This is a genomic window from Clostridium tyrobutyricum DSM 2637 = ATCC 25755 = JCM 11008 (genome assembly GCF_000359585.1).
Lineage (GTDB): Bacteria > Bacillota > Clostridia > Clostridiales > Clostridiaceae > Clostridium_B > Clostridium_B tyrobutyricum.
The window spans coordinates 1-22,689 of record NZ_APMH01000008.1 but is presented as its reverse complement, the minus strand read 5'-3'; the positions used below and the strand labels follow the sequence as shown (position 1 = coordinate 22,689).

Here is a 22,689-nt window from a genome sequence, read left to right as displayed (position 1 = left end):
GATAGCCAATTATTATACATTATCCAGTGCAATAAGAGCTGCCCCTAAAGCTCCCACTATCTGTGGTTCATCAGGTATAAATATACCTTTCTGCAATTTCTCTTCCAAGCATTTTACAACGCCTATATTTTTTGCAACTCCTCCAGTCATCATATAATTTTCTTTCTTGCCTACTCTATTTACAAGAGATACCGTCTTGGTTGCAACTGATTTGTTTAGTCCATGAATTATATCTGATATTTCCTTATTTTGTGCAACAAGTGAAACAACTTCTGATTCTGCAAATACAGTACACATACTTGTTATATCTATATCTTCTTTCCAGCTCAGAGATTTCTTTCCCATTTCGTTCAATGGAACTTCAAGAGTTCGACTCATCATTTCAAGAAACCTTCCAGTGCCTGCAGCACATTTATCATTCATGGCAAAATCAACTACATTTCCTCTATCATCCAGCTTTATGGCTTTACTATCCTGACCACCTATATCAATTATAGTTCTGACAGAATTGTTCAAAAAATAAGCTGCTTTACCATGGCACGTAATTTCAGTTATTTCTTTATCTGCAAAAGGAATACTTACACGTCCATATCCTGTAGATATTATTTTAGAAAGCATGCCAATTGTAATCCCTATTTTGTTCAAAGCTTCCTTCATTGCATTTTCTGCACCATTTTTACTTTTAGCTCCAGTTCTTACTATAGAATAAGATACTATTTTTCTTTTTTCGTTCATTACTACTACATTTGTAGAAGTAGAACCACTATCTATACCTGCAACTAAAACATCATTGTTGGAACTTTCATTTTTTATTATTCTTGATTCCTGTATATCCTCACTACCATTATGCTTTGTTTTAATGGTTTCAATAAAAGCTTCTATTCTAGTCTTCATTTGGCCACTACCTTCTTCTGTATAATCAGTTTCTATCTTCAACATTGGTATGGAAATTATATTTTTAAGCTTTGCATATTCAAAAGAATAAACATCACAAAATTTAGTTGTATGATAAACTATTCCATCTATATTGGATAAATTTTCATTTATAACTTTAATCCTGTCACTGTTATCTACCATTCTCATGCATGGAAATGAATTTAATAAAAATGATGAATAACTTAAAAGGAAGTCCTCATCTTTAAAAAGTGTAGTAGTTCTTGTAAAATTCCCCGTACAAGTAAGATTATAATTTACAGAACCGCCTGCATCTTCAATTTGCCTGATAATAGAATTTTTTACTCGTGATCCTATGACTGCAATATTTATATTTGACTGCTTGTGATTTTTTATAACATGTTCCGAATTGACTATATCTATAAACTTATCACTGTCAAATTTTTTACCTGTAAACTCTTCTATTGCATTTATAAGTTTTATAATCTCATTTTTCATCAACAAGCTTGAAGCTCTATTTCTTTTTCTAGGTACATCTATGAGATGTACAAATTTAAAATAAGAACTTTCCCTAAGTACATCATATAATCTTTTTATACTATCACAGCAGTTTACAAGAATTACATTATGAATATCTGAATTCATACACTCTTCAAGTACTGCTTTTGCATATGTACATATACTGGGGTGCATCAAAGTGTCTGCTCTATCAAATCCTTTAACATTTGGATCTATTCTAACAACTTCTTCTCCAAATGCCTTTATTATATGAAAAGGAGTATATTTACAAACATAACCTATCATCTTTCCACCTCCGATTTCTTTTCCAGTATTTCCATGAATGCTTCCATCCTTGTCTTTATTTGTCCTTCATGTGCATTACGTCTATCAACCCCATCTCCATCAATAGATAAATATGGGATATTCTTTTTCTTAAGTACATCCTTTAAAATCATCGTTCCACCACTGCACTGTTTGCATCCGAAGGAACAAAAATTTATAACTCCATCTGCATTAAAATCTTCTGCCATACTAACAACATTTTTTATTTTACCTTCAAAAGAACCATTTAATCTATTTTTAAGGAATTTTTTTGCAAGAGCTTCATAAGGATGATTATAGTCCATTTCATCCAAGTTATCGAAGTTGTAATCACAAACCAGAAGCTGACAATTTCTATTTAAATTCAAATACTCCTTTAAAGTTTCACTATAAAAAGGCATTATGTTACTCCATAAAATTCTCTTTCCCTTATAACTAGAGTATTTTTTTATATCCTCAGATTGCATTTTATAAAAGTTCAGGGTTTCTATTTTTCCTATTCCTAAATGTGAAGCAAATAATTTGAACATTTCCAGAGTAAGAGTATTGGGAAAATACTTAGATCTCAAATTTTTATAAAAACTGCGCATATATTTTTTAGTATCATTTTCAATTTTTATAACTTCCTTTAATTTTTCTTCGTTAAACTTTAATTTCGTTACATCCTCAATAAACTCCACTATTTCATAGAGCTGATCCTCTACGTATTTTTCAGTATACTCATTGTACTCATAAGGTACATCGAGATAATAATAAGGTGCTTTATACTTGTCCGATATATATCTGCATGTATTTAGATTTCCATCACATATCATTGAAGAAGTTATGGAAAATTTCGCCTTGGGGGCTATTCCTGATTCCACGGCCCCTACAAATGCTTTGTGATAATTACATAATGTATCTGAAATACCACATTTTTCAGCATGATCTATAAATATATCTTCACAATAGGTTCCCGAAAGAAATGATGAAAATCCCTCAATTAAAAGCGGTTTTATACCCATTGCATGGAGAATTTCAACTGGTGAAAATATTGTAACAAATGCTGAATTATCAGGATGTTTAATAGGTTCAAGCATAAAATCCAAAGAAATCTTATTCAAATAATTCAATGAAGGTGGAAGTTCTTTATTTTTAAAAGTTGAAGCTAAAAACTTTGCAAGAGAAAATCCCCTTTTTATCAAATTAATTGCCTTGGTAGGATTGTCTATATTTTTTTTTATACATTTTCCATATGATTTAACCAAATTCATCTTTTTTACCTCTATAGTCTGTATTTAAATTCAAGAATTTTTATGCAATAAAATAATTAGGACAGATTTAATTTTCCCTCAAATCCATCCTAATTTCAACCCTAAAAAATCACTTTCTAACTCATAAATACTTTCATATACAATATTTATACCTAATAATCTTTTTAATAAATTCATTTCTTTACAGGAAAGTTTTAATTCCTTATACCATGGTTTTGATCTCTTGCTAATTTTCACAAATGAAGAATAGTATAAATGAAGAAGAAAGTGCCCAAAATATAAAAAGTCGTCAGAAAATATATATTTTTCATTATCAACAAATCTTGCGAGCCCAAAATCTATAAGATAAACATTCCTTTTATTAAGAATAACATTCGGTATTCTTATATCCCTGTGTACTATATATCTTTTATGCAAATACTTCATTATGTCTATTAACTGTATTCCTATAGTATAAATTTCATTACGATTGAATTTATACATATCTCTGAAAATCATTTCCTCTATAGTCTTTCCTTTTTTATATTCTAGAATATAGGCAAATGTATTATTATTTTTTATTGTATCGACTATTCTTGGAATTAGTGAATGATTAACTGTTGAAAGTATCTGTTCTTCAAATATAACCTTGTTTTTGTATTTTTTTACAGCCTTGGCTTTAATTTGTTTTAACACATATCTACTTCCATTTAATTCAACAAGATAACATATCCCAAATCGTCCTTCACCTATAAATTTTATAATTCTATACCCACCAAGCAAATATCCTGGTGGGTGTATATTGCTTTTAAAAAATGCAATCATGACCATGAACTTTTATAATTTTTTCTGTGATATCTTTTATTAGAATAATAATTCTTTCGTGAATTATAATAGTGTCCACTGTTATATTTACTTCTTGAATTAGAAAATGAACCGAGCATTCTAAATAAGCGGCTAAAAAATCCTTGTCTTTTATAGTATTTACTACCTCTGTTTACATCTTCCCTATGACGCCCTTTTGATGATCTTGAAAAAAAGCTCATAATATCATCCTCCAAAACTGTTTTTTATCATTTTTATGGTATATTAATAATAGCATACAATTAACAATATATCAAATATTTAGACTATTCTTTAAAAATATTTTACACTTGTTTTTTTTAATTCTCTTATACTATACAGTACTCTGTAATCCTCAATTTCTGTATTATTAGCTATATTTTTAATGATTGTACTACACTTCTCCCTACTCTTTGCATGTACCATTGTATATAATTCATATTTCCACTCTCCAAACTTTTTTCTGCTGCAGCAGTGACTTATTTCTGGGATGGACGCCATATATCTTCCAATTGTATCCATATCCTTTTTATCCACATTCCAAACTACCATGGCATTGGCCTTAAATCCCGCCCTTCTATGATATAACACAGCTCCTATTCTCTTAAGTATTCCAGTCTCATTATAGTATTTTATTTTGTCTAAAAGCTCATCTTCACCTATACCCAGCTCATCAGCTATATCCTTATATGGTCTGGAGCTTACTGGAATTGAGTTCTGGAGCCTGCATATTATTTTTTTATCAAGTTTGTCAAGCATTTTAATTTTCCTCCATATTGAGATCTACTTTTATTTTAAACAAATTAGTTGCAGGCAAGTTCATTATTTCCTTCAAACCAGCATTTGTCCTTATATCTTTTAATATATTGTTTAATTTTTCTTCAGAATAGGTTATAATTGTAAACCACATATTATATAATCCTTCTCTTATATAATTATGTGTTACTTCATCATATCCATTTATATATTCAGCAACTTCATCTATCCTGTAATAAGGTACTCTTGCAGCACAAAGAGTACTTGTATATCCAAGCTTTTTTGAGTTGAAAATACCACCTATTCTCCGTATTATTCCTTCCTCTTTCAGTTTGTTTATCCTTTCAATTACTTCTACTTCATCAATGTACAATTTCTTGCTCAATATCTGAAATGGTCTTCTATCAATTGGAATTTCATCCTGTATTAAATTAAGCAATTTTTCATCTATATCATCCATAAATATCCTCCGTATAAATATTTAAATTTTACATAATCCATCTGACTCCATATAATTTCCATTGCTGTAATATGATGCTCTTGCCCTACATCCGCCACATATCTTCTTATGTTTGCATATACCGCATTTCCCAGTATATATTTCAGTCCTTAAAACATTAAACAATCTGCTGTTCTTCCATATTTCATTAAATGGTGTTCTGCGTACATTTCCTGCAATGTCCGTTAAATACGCACAAGATTGCACATCCCCTTTCGGGCTTATTATGCAATATTTTATACCTGCTAAGCAGCCTCTTTTGAATCTTATATTCATACCCATATTTTCAGCGATTGGAACAAATTGAGGCGCACAGGTAGGTTTCAATTCTATATGAACCTGCTGCTGTTTTTTCATTATTGATTTTAAAAGAATGTCATATTCCTTTGTATTCAAAAGCTCATCTTCCATATTATTTGCTCTTCCTGTAGGTATCATGAAAAATATATGATGTGCTGCTGCACCTATAGATACTGCAAAGTCAGTAATATCCATTATCTCGTCTTTATTCCACTCCATAACCGTAGTATGTACTTGAAACCTTATACCTGCCTTTTTACAGTTTTTCATGGCAGAAACAGTGTCCTCAAATGCTCCATTATACCCTCTGAAATTGTCGTGTTTTTTTGAGTCCAAACTGTCAAGACTTATTCCTACTGCTGCAATACCTGATTGTTTCAATCTTTCTGCGGTATGCATGGAAATTAACGTACCATTACTGCCAAGTACAGGTCTGAGTCCGGATTGTGATGCATAATTTACAAGTTCGAATATATCTTCCCTCATAAGTGGTTCACCACCAGAAAATATCATTATTTTAAATCCTGCTTTTACAATCTGATCTATAAGCAATTTTGCCTCAAGTGTATCAAGTTCCCCTTCAAGTTTTCTTCCGGAATTTCTATAGCAGTGACTACATTTTAAATTGCACTTATTTGTAGTGTTCCATGATACTATCATAATCTCATTATCTCCTCATCTGTAAGATAGCAGGCAGGATCCTCCTGCCAGAAGTCCCCATATACCGCTTCAGCTCTTGTTCTAAAATTTCCATTGCACAGATCAAGCCATCTGCATTTACTGCATCTTCCCTTGAGAAGCCCTTTCCTATCCCGAAGTCCTTTTAGTATTTTGTGAGAACTGCTTTTCCATATATCACTAAATTTATTTTCTCGTATATTTCCAAAATTATACTGCCATGTAAATTGATCTGAATGCACATTTCCATAGAAATCCACATCAGCAAATGCCATACCACACCTATTCCCTCCATTTACTTTTAAAAGATTTAGTATATGCTCTGACCTATTTTGGAATAATTTTAATGACTTCAAATATGTATATACTCCATCTGCATGATTATCAACAGTAAGTATTTCCGTATTCTTGCCAAATTCAAGTGATTTTCTCATAATAAGGTCCATAACCTCTCGAGTTTCTTCTTTTGTAATGTCTTCATCCATCATTCTGTTCCCTCTGCCTGAATATACCAGATGATAAAAACATACTCTAGGTATATTCTCCTCTTTTATCAAATAGAAAATATCCTCCAGTTCCCTATAGTTGTTTTTATTTATGGTAAATCTTAGACCAACCTTTTGGCCTGATGACCTGCAATTCCTTATTCCAGTCAATGCACTGTCAAATGAGCCTTTTATTCCTCTGAATTTATCGTGGTTTTCTCCTATTCCATCAAGGCTCACCCCTACGTATCCAACATTCAGCTTTTTCAGTGTTTTGCATACATCCCTGTCAAGAAGCGTTCCGTTGGTAGATATGGTACTTCTGATATGCTTTTTATCTGCATATTCCAGTATATCGAAAAAATTTCTTCTCATAAGAGGTTCACCACCAGAAAATAATATTACCGGCACATTAAAATCACTTAAGTCATCAATAAACTGCCTTGATTCATCGAATGTCAGCTCTCCTTCATATCTTCTATCATCTGCATTTGCATAGCAATGCCTGCACTTTAAATTACAGGTTTTCGTACAGTTCCATACAACTACAGGACCTTTCCCCCTGCTAACTCCATATTTTTCAATAGAACTTCCTTTTATATATCTAAGATTGTCACCATAATTATGAGAATCACAAAGGAGTTTGCTCATACTTATCACTTGTACATATCTCCTTTCCAATATTTATTATTTTTTCTATTATATTAATTAATATACATAAGGTCAAATCCATCTATTGACACTTAACCTCATATTGTATATACTGTATATATTCTAATATATACAGTATATACTTCAAAAGGAGTAACAATTATGAACATAATTATTTCAAATATATCCAGGGATCCTATATATGAACAAATTACAAACCAGGTGAAAGACAATATAGTAAGAGGAACTATTTCTGCAGGAGAACTTCTGCCTTCTATAAGGAATCTTGCAAAAGAACTAAAGATAAGTGTAATAACTACCAAAAGGGCTTATGAAGAGCTGGAGAGAGAAGGTTTTATTGAAACTGTACCTGGAAAAGGTTCTTATGTATCATCACAAAACAAAGAACTTTTAAAAGAAAAAAAGATGAAATCAATTGAAGACAAACTAATGGAGGCTATAGAAGAAAGTAAGATTATTGGACTTACAAAATCAGAATTAAAAGAAATGCTGGATATTCTATATGACAATATGTAAATTGGGGAGGAAAATTCATGGACAATATTTTGGAGATTAAAAATTTAACTAAAATTTATAAGGGATTCACTTTGGACAATATAAATTTCAATTTATCTAAAGGCTATATAATGGGTCTTATTGGTCCAAATGGTGCGGGGAAAAGTACCACTATAAAACTTATAATGAATCTTATAAAGAAAAGTTCCGGATCTGTAAAAGTTTTTGGACTTGAAAATATAAAATATGAGAAACAAATAAAACAGAGAATAGGTTTTGTATATGATGAGAACTATTTTTATGAGGATTTAACTACAGTAAGTATGAAAAATATAATATCACGTTTTTATAAGGATTGGGATAATAGACTTTTCGATAAATATATGGATAAATTTGCTCTTCCAAAGAAGAAAAAAATAAAGCAGCTTTCAAAAGGAATGAAGATGAAATACTCTCTGGCAATTGCACTCTCCCATAATGCAGAATTTATAATAATGGATGAGCCTACTTCAGGTCTTGATCCAGTATTCAGAAGTGAAATGCTGGATATACTCTATTCTATAATTCAAGATGAAAATAAGTCCATACTATTTTCCACTCATATTACTACAGATTTGGAAAAAATAGCAGACTATATTACATTTTTAAATTCAGGGAAAATCGTATTTTCAGATACAAAAGACAGCATACTTGAAAATTACAGAATAGTAAAGGGAGACAAGGAACTTCTAAATAATAACATTAAAGATAAATTCATAGGAATACGTGAAAATTCATTTGGATTTGAAGCTCTTACAACCAATTCAGAGGAAGTTAAAAACTTTTTCAGAGATAGAGTTGTAATTGAAAGAGCCAGCCTTGATGACATAATGGTATATACAGTGAAAGGGGAATAAAGAATGGTAAATCTCATCTTAAAAGATATATTAATACAGAAGAAAAGTTTTATTTTAGTTATTATACTTTCATTTCTGTTACTAATTACTTCTAAAAGGCATCTTGAGGGAATTTATCCATTTATAGCGGTGTTTACAGTATATGCATTTGTAGCTACCAGTTTTTATAAGGATGAAAAAATTGAAATTATGTTAAATAGTCTTCCTGTAAATAAAGTAACCATAGTAATATCAAGATATTTATCAACATTTATATTTGTAATTACAAATATAATAATCTTATCTTTAATTGCTATTTTAGTAAAATATATAGGCATACTATATTTACCAAATGTTATAAATATCGAAAGCATACTGGTAAGTTTAATAATAACCATATTTCTAGTTTGTATATTACTGCCTATATATTTTAAATATGGTTATTTTACAACAAGATATATAACAATAGTATTACTTGTTTCTATATTTTTTATATTTATATCATTACCAAAGATATCTGGAGAGAAAGTTCAATATATGTATATTTATTTAAACAGTATTCCTGAAACTATAATGAAATCTATCATACTATTATTGTGCTGTATTGTATTTCTAGTATCAACTACACTCTCCTGCAATATCTATAAGAACAAAGATTTATAAGGAAAAGAGGTCTTAATAATGGCAAATCTTATTTTAAAGGATATATTGATACAGAAAAAAAGTTTTATTACAGGAATCATATGTTCCCTGCCAATACTCCTAAACTTCAGGAATCTTGGTGCTAGCATATACACTTTTCTTCCAATCCTGATTACTTTTGTATTTATAACAAATGCTATTTTATATGATGAAAAAGCTGAAATACTTTTGAACAGCCTTCCCATAAAAAGAATACACATAGTTTCAGCAAAGTATATATCCATATTTTTATTTACTTTAATAGGCATAATCACTATGTTTTTGCTGGTAAATATTATAAAATTTTTAGGGACTACCAATCTTCCAATATCCATGAATATTGAAAATATATTTATAACTTTTGTACTTTCTTTGATTCTTAATTGTATAAACTTTCCACTATACTTTAAATACGGATATCTAAAAGCAAGATTTATACCCTTGATATTAATATTTGGTGTGTTTTTTTTACTATCATCACTAGATGGGATACTTCATAAATATATTAATTATGAGTTTATTGTAATTAATTTAAACAATATGCCTCAGATTATACTAAACTCTATCATAATATTGATATGTTTTATTGTATTTATAATATCATTTTCACTTTCATGTAATATCTATAAAAATAAAGATTTATAAAAGAATTGTTTTTCAAGCAAGGGACTTACCCTTGCTTATTTCTGCAATTTATTTGAACAAGTTTACTATTTCTTCTTCTGATAAAGCTGTAATTCCTGAATCTCCCGAAAGTCCATCTCCTATCAAACTATCTATGAGTTTCTTTTTTTCTCTTTGAAGTTGTATTATTTTTTCCTCAATAGTGCCTTTTGCTACAAGTTTTATAACTTCTACAACATGTTTCTGACCTATTCTATGTGCTCTGTCTGTAGCCTGTTCTTCTACAGCAGGGTTCCACCAGGGATCAAAGTGTATTACTACATCCGCAGATGTTAGATTAAGCCCTGTTCCTCCCGCCTTCAAACTTATCAAAAATACCGGATTATTTCCATTATTAAAATCTTCTACTATTTTCATCCTGCTCCTTGAAGGTACAGATCCATCCAAATAGCTATAATCTATACTCTCTGCAGCTATTTTCCCTGCAATATTTTTAAGTACAGAAGTAAACTGGGAGAATACCAATATTTTATGTCCTTCATCTATACTCTGAACTAAAAGCTCCATTAATGCCTCTATCTTCGCACTATTACCTGTATAATTATCCATTACTATTGAAGGGTCAAGACATAACTGCCTTAGTTTTGTAATATATGCCAGTATTTCAATTTTGCTACTTTTAAATTCATCATCTTCTACTTTCTTTTCAATAAGTGCCAATGCATGTTTTGCATAAGTACCATAAACCTTTTTCTGCTTTTTATCCATATTCACCATAATTGTCTTCTCTATTTTTTGAGGAAGTTCTTTTATAACATCCTTCTTTTTTCTTCTTAAAACAAATGGCTTTATAAGTCTATTAAGGTCCTCAATTACTACAGGTTCTTCCTTAAATCTCTTATAATACCTCACACTAAATCTCTTTTCATCATACAGATATCCAGGCATTATAAAATCGAATATGGACCACAATTCCATTACAGAATTTTCTATTGGCGTACCAGACAGGGCAAACCTTGTTTTTGCTCTTATCTTTTTAACACTTTCAGCATTTTGAGAATGAGGATTTTTTATATATTGGGCCTCATCTAAAATACAATAATCAAAGTCTATTTCTCTATACATTGTAATATCTCTTTTTAAAAGATTATATGTAGTTATAACAACATCCCATTTATCTATATTATCAATAAGTTCTTTACGTTCTTTTTTGGTCCCATTAACTGCAGCAGCTTTCATATGTGGAGCAAATTTTTCAAATTCATGAATCCAATTATATACTAGAGATGTAGGAACTACAATCAATGATTTGCTGTTTGGATTGGAAATCAAAAATGCAATTGCCTGAAAGGTTTTTCCAAGTCCCATTTCATCTCCAAGTATACCGCCAAATCCCAAATAATCCAGCATTTTAAACCAATTATATCCTGTCTTTTGATAATCTCTCAATTTTTCTCCTAAATTATCAGGTTCCTTAAATTCAATGGTATCTATATTTTTTAACTTATCTCTTATTTTTTTAAGTTCCGACTTTCCTTTAATATATCTTATATTGTTCTGTTCTATATATTCATCCAGATATATTCCCTTGTTTTTAGGTATTTGAATATAATTCTCATTAATTTTCTTAGGTGAAACTACATCTAAAAGTTTTAAAAACTTTTTAAGTTCCAATTCCTCCAGGTCAAGATATTCTCCACTTTTTAATTTGTAATATTTAAGATTATCTCTAAAAGCTTGAAGTATAGCTGTTGTTTCATCTTCCGGGATATCTCCAAGCTTAAACTTCATTTCAAGATAATCATACTTTCCTTTTTGAATATTTCCACTAATATTTTTAGAATTAATGGATCTGATTCCTTTGAAATTCTCGGAATAAAAAACTCCCCCTACATTTTGAAGTTTTTCTATTTCACTTTTGAAAAATCTAAATACATAATCATCACCCCACATTAGGCGAAATTCATTACCCATACGTTCAAATCCAAGAGACCTTAGCAATCCTAAAATCTCCAATTCTCTTTTAGAATCTCTATATATGATTTTTTCCCTGCAATCCTCAAATATATTAAATTCAAAAGATCCATATTTAACTTTAGTTGTAAGTATAATATGTTTTCGTTTCTCATCAAAATAAAAATTAAATTCACATTTTTCATTAACTATCTTGTTTTTTATGGGTCTTGAAATAGCCACACTATCAGACAATAAATTAAGCTGAGGAATTAAATTTCTAAGTATAAACTCCTCTTTAGATGCCGGTAACGCAACAGATCTAACACCATTGAAAACCGTAAGATAAGGATTTATTCTAGTACAGTATTCAGCATCTGGAATATATATAGTTGATCCATAAAAAAACACATTGTTTCGTGAACTCAGTGGAACAGGGGGACCATTTTCCAGTTTGAGAATATAATTTCCCTTGGACATTCTTAAATCAAACTCTATAGGTGGATACTTTTCCAGTATTTCAGTTTCAATACATCTATATAAAAATCCCTCATCAAGATAAACTCTATGATCTTTTACAACTTCAAAAAATTCTCTTACAAGATAATCTGGTATATGTACATATTTTCCATCTATATTTGACTTTTTTATCTTACTTCTATATGTATGACTTTCTTCTAAACTACTTACCATTTGAATAAAATCTATAAGAACCTTGTCTTTTATGCTTAACTTGTTGTTGCTCATATTAAAAGTAAATTTTTTTCCATAGTTTATTGGTACATTATTGTAAAGTGCCATCAAAAACTGTTTTAAATTCTTGAGAACATATAGTTCATTTGAATTCATGCTACTAAGCCCTATCCTAAACTCAGCAGAAATTTTATTGTCCCATTGATTCCTATTCACATAAATTTCTATTTTTATTTCTTCTTTATGTTTTTCATCACCTAAAAGCATAGACAGAGTATCAACATTATTTTTAGATTGGAAAATATCTTCTTCCTTGTCATCATTAAACAGAGAATTTTTTAGGATATCATCTACAGACTCATAAAATGTAGCTACCAAATGCTTACAACAATAATTCTCACTTCTAAATTCATTGTTTTCATAATCCGGGCAGCTGCAATAAGTTGAAACTATCTCTTTATTTACAGCATCTATTTCAATTTGCGTTTCATACTGATTAAAAAGACTCTCTGAAATAACATTGCCTTTTATATAAATAAGATTATCTTCGTTTTCAATATTTACAGATGAAATCAAATCATTATTTATAATTCTCATTGCCTTAACATGGTTTTTACCACTTATTTGTTCATTAAATATTTGAAGCAATTTATCTCTATCCATTATATCACCTTAATAGTTAAGTATTTTTACTTACCATTATATATAATAAGCTTAAAATTTTCTATAAATTCATGGACTTTCTAGCCTGCTTAGTTTTATACATAAGATTATCCACATCATTTATGTATTCATTAAAATGCAGAGGACTACTAGAATCATACAATTTATAACCATAACTAAAAGTTAATTTATATGACTTGATATTTTTTCTATTATATTTATCAAACAATTGTAGAATTCTGCTTATAATGTTTTTAATTTCCTCTCTGTTTTCTACATTTAAAAATATAACGAACTCATCTCCTCCATATCTTGTTATAAAGTCATCTTTATTTAAAACAACTTTTATTAAATTCACTACAATTATTAATGCTGTATCTCCTTCATTATGTCCCCAATTATCATTTATATATTTAAAATTATCAAGATCTATGAAAACAACACAAAATTTTTGTTTATAATTCCCAGTTATTATTCTATTAATTTTAACAATAAGCTTTTCCCTGTTATAAGCTCCTGTGAGAGAATCTGTCTGAAGCATTTTATTTTGATAAAACATATACACAACAATAAGTATATAAGAATTTACACTTAAAGATACAATAAGTTTAAATATCAACTGAATAACTGTCCCCAAAAATATACTGATAATAAATAATACTATTATCAAAAATTCATTTTTATCTATTTTGTACTTATTTTTACATGAAAATAAAAAACTATACAACAAAAAAATACATGTACTTATTAAAGTTATAAAAATAAAAGGTCCTCTAGTATATACATTTTGTGAATTAATATTAAACATAAATTTTGAATAAGGATTAGTAATCACAAAAACACTATTTATAATAATCGGCAAAAATAAAAATATCTTATTTATAAATTTTCTATTTTTATCTACCCATGATTTTATAAATAGATACCACAAAAATCCATTTATTGGTTGTAAAATAAATATAGCCATATCCAATATTTCGGATACAAGTATAATCCCATTGAAATCTTGCCCTTCTATAACACATGCAAATGTTTGTAATATTAAACAAATTATATTTATCTTAAACATGTTAATATATAGTTTACCTCTACGCTCTATTTCATCTAAAAATATATTCTTTATAATAAATAAAAAAATAAATGATATTATAATTGCAATAATATTATTGGCAATCTTTAATTCCAAATACAAATACATCAGCTCCATATAACATGTTTTTTAGTATAAAACAACTCCAATATTAATATTAACACAAATAATGTGCCCTTATCATTAATTTTCCATTTAAAATACATATTGCCTTATTGGTTACGAATTAAGTGATATTGATTAACTTGTTATATGATTTATTTTTATGTGATATGTGATATTTTTAGCTTGATATTTCTTTAAACCTATGCTAATATATTTAACATAAAATATAATATTGAATATTAAAAGGGAGTAATTAAAATTACAAAGTCAACAGTTCGATTTAGAATATCTAAATCTGGTTTTGTAAACCTTCGGGTAATAAGACTTTTATCATAATTCACATATAAAATAGAATTATGATAAAAGTCTTATTTTTTAATAATTATTAAATTTAGGAGGGTAACTTTATGTCTACAAAAAAATCTTTAATACATCTAGGATTCTGGATAGGAATGGCACTTATATTTAATGCTGGGATTTATATATTCATGGGGCATGAAAAAGCCTTAGCTTTTTTAGGTGGATACGTTATAGAGCAAAGCCTTAGTTTGGACAATCTATTCCTGTTTCTCATAATATTTGAATGTTTTGCTGTAAATCCTCAATATCAAAAAAGAATACTTACTTATGGAATTATAGGCGCAATAATTCTCAGGTTTATATTCATAATCTTAGGTGTTACTATCATCAATCAATTTCACTGGATGCTATATATATTTGGCATAATACTTATAATAAGTGGAATCAAAATGATATTTAAAAATGATGTAGTAGTTAATTTTAAAAATAGCCGGGTAATTGGATTATTGGAGAAGATAATCCCTGTTTCCGATAAGATCGAGGGAGAAAAATTTTTTATCAGGAAAAATAAAATACTATATGCTACACCTCTATTTGCAATATTAATACTTATAGAGGCTTCTGATATAATTTTTGCCATAGATTCAATACCTGCTGTATTTTCAATAACTACAGATCCATTTATAGTGTATACTTCTAATATATTTGCAATATTAGGTCTTAGAAATATGTATTTTTTACTTGAAAAACTTCATAATAATTTTGCATATGTTAAATATGGAGTTGCATGTATATTAATATTTACAGGTATTAAACTTTCCATTACTTTCTTCCATATAAATGTTTCAGTAATAACGTCTTTGGCAATTATATTCTCCATACTTTTAACAAGCATTTTTGTATCCATTATTCTAAGCAAGAACAAAAAATCACCTGTTAATTCAAAAACTTGCGAAGACATAGCTGAATAGATATAAAATAATAATGTAACTTTATAAAACATATGAACATAGATTATATCATAAGCAATTTTATGGAGTACTTATGTGAATTATATAAATAGTACATCTTATTCTAGGGTTAACGCTGTAAATTATGCCTTTAAATATGCCTTGGAACCAAATCCAAATTATAAATATTTTTTAGTGTATAGTACTAATGGAGGAGATTGTACAAACTTTATATCTCAATGCTTAAGAGCTGGGGGTGCACCAATCGTAACTTCAGGGAGAAATCAGTGGTGGTACAATAATAGGAGCTGGTCTGTATCTTGGTCTACTGCCGGCTCCCTTTACTGGTATCTCAAAATTAACGATAAGGATAAACTATATGGTATTAAAGGCACAGAAGTGAATTCCATATCCATGATGGAACCTGGAGATATAATATTCTATCAAAATGCAAATGGAAGAATGCAGCATTCGGCAATTATAACATCATACTATGAAAACTATCCTTTAGTTTCCCAACATACCCCAAATGTATTAAATATACCCTATAAAAAAGATTGGTCAGTTAAAATGCATTTTTTAAAAATACATCTTTAAAAAGTAATTTTAACCTTATTTTAGTGAAATTAGAGATGGAAACAAATCCTATGCTCTATTAAAAACTCTATCTGTAAGTTCAACCAAATAAACATAAAAAGCACTATGGATTCACTCCAAAAGTGCTTTTTATATAATAATACAAAATATTTATATCTATTTTAATCTCTTTTCAATTATTGATTTTATATCTTTAACCAATTTTATTGAAGCTTCAATTTCAACTTTTCTAATTGACAAACTTTCAATATTAAATCCAACTGGTATATCCTTCTCCAATGCAAAATCCAATAATTCTTCAACAATATTCTCTGATAAAGATACTGATTTATGCAATATATCCTGTGAATTCATAAGATCATTTTCCATCCACTTTGGGACATTTATTCCAAGCCATTTCATGAATTGCAATGTTTTTTTAGATCCACAAGGCGTAATAGTAAATATTATAGGTTTCATCTCAATATTATTATTTTTACAGTAATAATAATAATCCGATAAAAAATTCTTGGAATTTTCCAGATTATATATTACCTGCGAGACAAAAAATTTACATCCTTTACCTACTTTATTGATTATCCTTATATGTTCATCTTTATGGGTCACATGTCTTTCAGGTATTACAACTCCACCTAAAATTAAATTTGGATTTAATTGTTCACTTATTCTATATGCTTCAGATAATTTCAACTTAACTTCCTGTTTACTAGAAGATGCTCCAACAAATACAGAAAATCTATCGCTATCTTTATCAGATTTTATCCATTTTGAAAACTGATTTTCATCATATTTTCCTACACATCTGTATATAATTTTAGGAACAGTTAAATTCTTTAAATACTCCTCATTATACAAAGCTGGATCCAATGTTTCAATAAAAGGAAATGGCCTCTTTTCTTTCTGTCTGTCAATTTCATCTTGAATATCATAAATAATTAGGCCATCTACATCAATGTTCTTTATCCGCTCTACCTGTTTTTGAGAAATTTCTACAATTTTTTGATGTAAATTGTTTAATTTTGGCGGTGTTATTGCATATGTTATTATTCCAGTTTCTCTATTCAATATTTTATCTTTAAGCATTCATTATCTCCTTAAAAAATAGTTTGATATTTATAATAAATTATACTATATAACAAAAATTTTTTCACCAATAAATGCCTCTACTAATTCTGCTATTATATTTCATGTTTAAGTGCTTAATAATTATCAGGTAATTTTCCATTTACATAATATCTTTTGCCTTGGTATCTATTTCTTCCTTTACTTTAGAAATAAAATCATCAATTGCAAATGTTCCTAAATCTCCATCTTTTCTACTTCTAACTGAGATATTTCCTTCATTTACTTCCTTATCTCCTATTACAATCATATATGGAACCTTCTGCATTTGAGCTTCTCTTATCTTATATCCTATCTTTTCATTTCTTAAGTCGGACTCCACTCTAATATCATTCTCTTTTAATTTGTCTACTAAATTACTTACATAATCCAAATGTGAATCAGTTATATTCATTACTTCAACTTGTACTGGTGCAAGCCAAACCGGGAATGCTCCAGCATAGTTTTCTATTAAAATTCCTATAAATCTTTCTATAGATCCAAATACAACTCTGTGCAGCATAACTGGTCTGTGTTTTTCTCCATCTGATCCTATATAAGTCAAGTCAAATCTCTCAGGCATCTGAAAATCCAATTGAACAGTTCCGCATTGCCATGTTCTTCCTATAGAATCCCTCAAATGGAAATCTATTTTAGGTCCATAGAAAGCTCCATCCCCCTCATTTACCTTGTAAGAAAGCCCTGCAGCTTCCAATGCAGATTTCAATCCTTCAGTTGCAGCATTCCAATCTTCATCACTTCCCATGGAATCATCAGGTCTTGTAGATAATTCAACAAAATATTCAAATCCAAATACCCTGTAGAAATTATCTATAAGTTTTATTACTTTAAGAAGTTCATCTTTAATCATATCTTTAGTTACAAAAATATGTGCATCATCCTGAGTAAAACATCTAACCCTCATAAGTCCGTGAAGAGCTCCAGATTTTTCATGTCTGTGTACAATTCCCATTTCACCATATCTTATAGGAAAGTCCCTATATGAATGTATCTTGTTTTTATAAACAAGTATTGAGCCAGGGCAATTCATTGGCTTGATGGCATAATCTTCATCATCTATTTTTGTGAAATACATATTATCTTTATAGTGATCCCAATGACCTGATTCATGCCAAAGTTTCTCATTTAATATAATTGGAGTCATTATTTCATCATAACCAGCTTTTCTATGGACTTCTCTCCAGTACTGTTGAAGAGTGTTTCTTATTATCATTCCCTTTGGATGGAAAAATGGGAATCCAGGTCCTTCCTCATGAATACTGAACAAATCCAATTGTTTCCCTAATTTTCTATGATCTCTCTTTTTAGCTTCTTCCATCATATTCAGGTAATCTTCAAGATCCTTTTTCTTTTCAAATGCAGTTCCATATATTCTCTGAAGCATTTTATTTTTTTCATTTCCACGCCAATATGCTCCTGCAATAGAAAGAAGTTTGAATGCTTTTACCTTGCCTGTTGATGGTAAATGTGGCCCTGCACAGAGATCAATAAAATCACCTTGTTTATAAAAAGATATAACCTCATCTTCTGGTAAATCTTCGATTAATTTTACTTTATATGGCTCATCCTTTTCCTTCATCAATTTTATTGCTTCATCTCTTGGCAGCTCAAATCTTTCCAATTTCTCATTTTCCTTAACTATTTTTTTCATCTCAGCTTCAATTTTTTCAAGAAGTTCTGGAGTAAATGAGAACTCTGCATCCAAATCATAATAGAATCCATTATCTATAGACGGTCCTATAGCCAATTTTACATCTGGATACAATCTTTTTACTGCTTGCGCAAGTATATGAGATGCAGTATGTCTTAATATCTTCTTGCCTTCATCATCTTCAAATGTCAATATTTCCAGTTTACATTCTTCGTCCACTGCCTGCATCAGCTCTACAACTTTTCCATTTAATTTAGCTCCTAAAGCTTTTTTTCCTAAAGATATGCTCAGTTTAGAAGCTATTTCCGCTACCTTGGATCCCTTCTCAACTTCAATTGTTTTTCCATCTTTTAAAAATATTTTTATCATTTCTTTTTCCTCCTCCTATAAAGTAACTAGAACTACTAACTCCAAGTAAAAAAACCCCTCCCATAACCATGGGACGAGTTGCCGTGTTTCCACCCAAATTAACAATAGCTACAAAACTCAAATTATAATAAAAAATACTATTGCCATCTCTATATCTTTAACGCAGATTTACGAAAATGCTTACTAAAAAATATAATATATAAATTCAGCATTTGACTCAAAGGTGGTTTTTCAATAAATATTGCTTAAAAAACCTCTCAGCTAACAAGTTTTTATCTCTTGAAACAATATTTTACCTACTTTTCCTTTTCATTGCCTTGGTTTATTCTATTATTTTATTATTCAAACATACATATGTCAATAACTAATTATAAAATATTACTTATTTTTAAACATTGCAGCTGTTATAAAACTTTACCCTGTCAGTAAAAACTTTCTGTATGGTATCTATAATCTCACTATTTCTACAATTTTCTACTGAATGTATACATATATTCTGTGGAGAATTAGTTATAAGAACACTTATAAGTAAATCTTCTGAACTAACATCCTTATCTGTTTTAAACTCTGTCAATTCATTAAACAACTTATTGGTTATATCTATTCCCTGCTCATTTCTGACAATATAATCTCCATTATCTTCTATAACTATATCCATATATTCTATTTTGCTTTCCTGAATTTCCACAAAATATTTTAAAAGTTTTATAAAATCATCGTATTCTTTTTCTACCATATATTTTTCTACTACTTTATCAATTATATTTTTTAAGTCACTTAAAGTATTTTTCATTCTAAATGATATAAATCCTTCAATATTTATATTATTAGATTCTCTCATGCAATCTATTATTTCTTCCAATATATTATTTTTTTTATTTATACAGTAAATAGAATTTTCATCTATAATGGATATATCCCCCATAAGTAAATTATAACTTTCATTTTTTATATTATCCATCTCATCATTTTGAAGGAAAAAATAATTCTCCTGTAAGAATAAATCTATTTCTTTTTTATAAAATTCCTTTACTATTATTCCATATACTATATTAGCTATCTGTATATTAAATATATTAACTAGCCTTTTATTCAGTTCACAATCACTATATATCTTTAGGAAGTGAGTACCAGACTCCAAACTTTCAGATACACCTATATTTATATTTTTTTGTTTGAAATATTGTTTTAAAGATTTTATTCCATTTATTATATCCTCTCTTTCATTATTATAAATTAGATTTAATAGTGGCATTCTCTACACTCCCTTCCAAAATAGTATGTGTTGAAAGAAAAATCATATTCAAAATTTATTTGTCAAATTTCGACAAACTTATTTCTTATAGATTAGCTTCTATAAATATTATATTTAGGAATTTAAAAATTGTACATAATTGTTATGGAAGGTATGTTAATATAAAATCTAAAAATTATCTTTTATCTTTATTTAAAAATAGTATACATTCTTCTTTATTTCTAAATTCTCTTGTAATTACTTTTCCTGTACAATTATCTATGGCTATCCATAATCCTCCGTCCTGACTTATAAACTTCCCCACCGGTCTGTATAAGTTCATTATTCTAAGTGATGTTATATGATCCACTTCTTTTATATTCATAAAAATTCCTCCAAGTATTTTAATATCTCAATATAATTATTGTCAATTATAATTTATTTTTAAAAATTAAAAAGAGCCCCTTACGAGCTCTTAATCATCTTAATAATTATATTATATACTATTTTGAAATTATATATCCATCAAAATACAAGGATATTCCATCATAATGATATTTATTTAGTTTAATATATTTTTCTTTTTTTAAATTTTCAGCTTTTTCAATATATTGTTTGGCTGAACATTCATCCATAACATATCCTTTAATAAAATGTCCTTTTTTATCACTAAAATCCCTAAAATCACTGAGTAAATCATAGTTTTTCATATTAAAACCACCTGCATAATCATTCAGATTTTCTCTTTCTTAAAATTAAAAATTAATGCAGAATTTAATTAAATAGTTTATGATCTATTTAGAAATCTTTTCTTTTCATTACATATGTTAAACACTCTTATCATATATCGATTAGTTACAAAATATAGTATTATTGTAAAGGCAACTACCACTGAAATAACTATGGGAACCTTCAAAACAAGACTAACAAATATAAAAATTATATCCATTGCCATACACAATTTAAATAATTTTTTTCTTGCCCTGTTTAGTATATTTTGATTGTATTTTACTAGCAAGTCTTTATATGCTCTAATTTCGTCTATACTGTAAGTCTTGATTTTATTTTTATTATAATAAAAATTATCAAAACAAATCTGTTTTTCATGACAGTCCTCATCTTTATTGGAACATTTATCTTTATTGGAGAACTTATCATTTTTAATAATTTCGATCAATTTTTTAAACGATAAATCCATAATAGACACCCCTTTTAAATACATTATAGCATCTGTTGGATTTTTTTACCATATAGTATCAGCTTAATAATTTATTAGTTTTCTCTTTTCCAGTTCTTTTATCAATTTATTATATTTTGCTGTTTCTTTGATAAATTCATCTTTATTTTGTAAGATCAAATCAACTTCTATATTATTTCTCAATCTTTCTATATTTCTAACTAAATACTCATCATCGGATAACCATTCATATATTTTTATTTCACCCATATTTATCTTAGTTTCTAACTGTTTATAATTTAAACAAATATTAAGCCATTTTGATAAATATTTATCAATTATAAAGTTAATATTATTATAATTTTTTTTGTTTATAATGAACAAATCAGACTTTCTATATTTTGATTCTATCCAAACCTTTGAACCATTTTCAATTCTTATAATATCATCAAGATTATATACTTCTCCTTTCATATGTTCACCCTCTTATTATTAATATACTTTCATTGTAATCCTTTTCCGCAATAAATTCAAATTATATATATAACATCAATTTAACATAAACTTATAAATCTGGTATATCAACTATAAATATTGATTTTTATTATAAGAAAAAACAAGCACTTGTGTATCAACAGTACTTGTTTTTGTTATCTGTTTATAATAGGGGGAACTATTATTTTTGATTTTCTCTAAGTTATTTCCTTAGGATAATTATTATTATATGTGGTTTTTGTTACAACTTAATGTTATATTTATTAATTATTTGTAAACACATTAATTTTAGTTTAACATATAATTATTTACAAAATATAAAAGCTCTTGAAACTGTTAAAGTTTCAAGAGCTTTTCTGGAGGCGCCACCCAGATTTGAACTGGGGATAAAGGTTTTGCAGACCTCTGCCTTACCACTTGGCTATAGCGCCATA

At 28.5% G+C, this 22,689-nt stretch carries 23 protein-coding genes, 1 tRNA gene and 1 other annotated feature; of the genes, 6 read left to right on the top strand and 18 right to left on the bottom strand.

Translation table 11 applies throughout. From position 1 onward, the window contains the following. Positions 1 to 12: 12 nt before the first annotated feature. The 8 genes from J418_RS0105205 to nirJ1 form a co-directional block, all read right to left on the bottom strand. The gene (locus J418_RS0105205; protein ID WP_017894977.1) at positions 13 to 1,698 is read right to left on the bottom strand and encodes an acyl-CoA dehydratase activase; all 1,686 of its coding nucleotides are present in this window, start codon (positions 1,696 to 1,698) and stop codon (positions 13 to 15) included. Further along, positions 1,695 to 2,969, bottom strand: a complete 1,275-nt coding sequence (locus J418_RS0105200) for a 2-hydroxyacyl-CoA dehydratase subunit D (protein ID WP_017751212.1) — start codon at positions 2,967 to 2,969, stop codon at positions 1,695 to 1,697. Before J418_RS0105200 ends, J418_RS0105205 begins: the two co-directional genes overlap by 4 nt. A gap of 78 nt (positions 2,970 to 3,047) precedes the next feature. Next, the gene (locus J418_RS0105195) at positions 3,048 to 3,773 is read right to left on the bottom strand and encodes a serine/threonine protein kinase (protein WP_017751211.1); all 726 of its coding nucleotides are present in this window, start codon (positions 3,771 to 3,773) and stop codon (positions 3,048 to 3,050) included. Further along, positions 3,770 to 3,994, bottom strand: a complete 225-nt coding sequence (locus J418_RS0105190) for a hypothetical protein (RefSeq protein ID WP_017751210.1) — start codon at positions 3,992 to 3,994, stop codon at positions 3,770 to 3,772. Before J418_RS0105190 ends, J418_RS0105195 begins: the two co-directional genes overlap by 4 nt. A gap of 91 nt (positions 3,995 to 4,085) precedes the next feature. Then, positions 4,086 to 4,550 carry a siroheme decarboxylase subunit beta gene (ahbB, locus tag J418_RS0105185; RefSeq protein WP_017894976.1) on the bottom strand — a complete coding sequence of 155 codons (465 nt, stop codon included), beginning with the start codon at positions 4,548 to 4,550 and terminating at the stop codon, positions 4,086 to 4,088. 1 nt (position 4,551) lies between these two features. Continuing rightward, positions 4,552 to 5,007, bottom strand: a complete 456-nt coding sequence (gene ahbA / locus J418_RS0105180; RefSeq protein ID WP_017894975.1) for a siroheme decarboxylase subunit alpha — start codon at positions 5,005 to 5,007, stop codon at positions 4,552 to 4,554. A 21-nt stretch (positions 5,008 to 5,028) separates the two neighbouring features. Continuing rightward, the gene (nirJ2, locus tag J418_RS0105175; protein WP_017894974.1) at positions 5,029 to 6,006 is read right to left on the bottom strand and encodes a putative heme d1 biosynthesis radical SAM protein NirJ2; all 978 of its coding nucleotides are present in this window, start codon (positions 6,004 to 6,006) and stop codon (positions 5,029 to 5,031) included. Next, positions 6,003 to 7,169 carry a putative heme d1 biosynthesis radical SAM protein NirJ1 gene (gene nirJ1, locus J418_RS0105170; RefSeq protein ID WP_017894973.1) on the bottom strand — a complete coding sequence of 389 codons (1,167 nt, stop codon included), beginning with the start codon at positions 7,167 to 7,169 and terminating at the stop codon, positions 6,003 to 6,005. The genes nirJ2 and nirJ1 overlap by 4 nt, the downstream gene beginning before the upstream one ends. Before the next feature lie 153 nt (positions 7,170 to 7,322). On the opposite strand from nirJ1, the gene J418_RS0105165 reads away from it, so the two are divergent. The 4 genes from J418_RS0105165 to J418_RS0105150 are packed head-to-tail and all read left to right on the top strand — an operon-like array spanning position 7,323 to position 9,877. Beyond that, entirely contained in the window at positions 7,323 to 7,697 is a 375-nt protein-coding gene (locus J418_RS0105165) for a GntR family transcriptional regulator (protein ID WP_017894972.1), read from the top strand. A 17-nt stretch (positions 7,698 to 7,714) separates the two neighbouring features. Further along, positions 7,715 to 8,572 carry an ABC transporter ATP-binding protein gene (locus J418_RS0105160; RefSeq protein ID WP_017894971.1) on the top strand — a complete coding sequence of 286 codons (858 nt, stop codon included), beginning with the start codon at positions 7,715 to 7,717 and terminating at the stop codon, positions 8,570 to 8,572. Positions 8,573 to 8,575: 3 nt separating this feature from the next. Beyond that, positions 8,576 to 9,214 carry an ABC-2 transporter permease gene (locus J418_RS0105155; protein ID WP_017894970.1) on the top strand — a complete coding sequence of 213 codons (639 nt, stop codon included), beginning with the start codon at positions 8,576 to 8,578 and terminating at the stop codon, positions 9,212 to 9,214. An 18-nt stretch (positions 9,215 to 9,232) separates the two neighbouring features. Continuing rightward, positions 9,233 to 9,877, top strand: coding sequence for an ABC-2 transporter permease (locus J418_RS0105150; RefSeq protein ID WP_017894969.1), 645 nt, complete (start codon positions 9,233 to 9,235; stop codon positions 9,875 to 9,877). Between the two features lie 48 nt (positions 9,878 to 9,925). Here J418_RS0105150 and J418_RS0105145 read toward each other — a convergent pair whose 3' ends face one another. Together J418_RS0105145 and J418_RS0105140 are read right to left on the bottom strand one after the other, a co-directional pair. Next, on the bottom strand, positions 9,926 to 13,165 hold the full coding sequence (locus J418_RS0105145) for a DEAD/DEAH box helicase (protein WP_017894968.1): 3,240 nt from the start codon (positions 13,163 to 13,165) through the stop codon (positions 9,926 to 9,928). Between the two features lie 61 nt (positions 13,166 to 13,226). After that, positions 13,227 to 14,363 carry a GGDEF domain-containing protein gene (locus J418_RS0105140; RefSeq protein ID WP_242822891.1) on the bottom strand — a complete coding sequence of 379 codons (1,137 nt, stop codon included), beginning with the start codon at positions 14,361 to 14,363 and terminating at the stop codon, positions 13,227 to 13,229. Positions 14,364 to 14,767: 404 nt separating this feature from the next. Between J418_RS0105140 and J418_RS15455 the strand changes: the two genes are divergently transcribed. Then, positions 14,768 to 15,631, top strand: coding sequence for a TerC/Alx family metal homeostasis membrane protein (locus J418_RS15455; RefSeq protein ID WP_017894967.1), 864 nt, complete (start codon positions 14,768 to 14,770; stop codon positions 15,629 to 15,631). Between the two features lie 75 nt (positions 15,632 to 15,706). Continuing rightward, positions 15,707 to 16,207, top strand: coding sequence for an amidase domain-containing protein (locus J418_RS0105130; RefSeq protein ID WP_017751198.1), 501 nt, complete (start codon positions 15,707 to 15,709; stop codon positions 16,205 to 16,207). A 156-nt stretch (positions 16,208 to 16,363) separates the two neighbouring features. Here the strand turns inward: J418_RS0105130 and J418_RS0105125 are convergent, their stop codons facing one another. The 8 genes from J418_RS0105125 to J418_RS0105085 all read right to left on the bottom strand — a co-directional run bounded on the left by J418_RS0105125 (position 16,364) and on the right by J418_RS0105085 (position 22,686). After that, positions 16,364 to 17,290: a methylenetetrahydrofolate reductase gene (locus J418_RS0105125; protein WP_017894966.1), complete on the bottom strand. Its 927-nt coding sequence runs from the start codon at positions 17,288 to 17,290 to the stop codon at positions 16,364 to 16,366. Between the two features lie 142 nt (positions 17,291 to 17,432). Further along, positions 17,433 to 19,349 (bottom strand): threonine--tRNA ligase, encoded by a 1,917-nt coding sequence (gene thrS / locus J418_RS0105120; protein ID WP_017751196.1) that lies wholly within the window; start codon positions 19,347 to 19,349, stop codon positions 17,433 to 17,435. A 66-nt stretch (positions 19,350 to 19,415) separates the two neighbouring features. Then, positions 19,416 to 19,671: a binding site (T-box leader), on the bottom strand. Between the two features lie 66 nt (positions 19,672 to 19,737). Then, positions 19,738 to 20,604: a putative sporulation protein YtxC gene (gene ytxC, locus J418_RS0105110; RefSeq protein ID WP_017751194.1), complete on the bottom strand. Its 867-nt coding sequence runs from the start codon at positions 20,602 to 20,604 to the stop codon at positions 19,738 to 19,740. Between the two features lie 175 nt (positions 20,605 to 20,779). Continuing rightward, positions 20,780 to 20,968, bottom strand: coding sequence for a hypothetical protein (locus J418_RS0105105; protein ID WP_017751193.1), 189 nt, complete (start codon positions 20,966 to 20,968; stop codon positions 20,780 to 20,782). A 118-nt stretch (positions 20,969 to 21,086) separates the two neighbouring features. Continuing rightward, entirely contained in the window at positions 21,087 to 21,293 is a 207-nt protein-coding gene (locus J418_RS0105100; protein ID WP_017751192.1) for a hypothetical protein, read from the bottom strand. 77 nt (positions 21,294 to 21,370) lie between these two features. Then, positions 21,371 to 21,781, bottom strand: a complete 411-nt coding sequence (locus J418_RS0105095) for a hypothetical protein (RefSeq protein WP_017894964.1) — start codon at positions 21,779 to 21,781, stop codon at positions 21,371 to 21,373. Positions 21,782 to 21,844: 63 nt separating this feature from the next. After that, positions 21,845 to 22,234, bottom strand: a complete 390-nt coding sequence (locus tag J418_RS0105090; RefSeq protein ID WP_017894963.1) for a hypothetical protein — start codon at positions 22,232 to 22,234, stop codon at positions 21,845 to 21,847. A gap of 378 nt (positions 22,235 to 22,612) precedes the next feature. After that, positions 22,613 to 22,686 (bottom strand) — tRNA-Cys (locus J418_RS0105085). Positions 22,687 to 22,689: the final 3 nt, after the last annotated feature.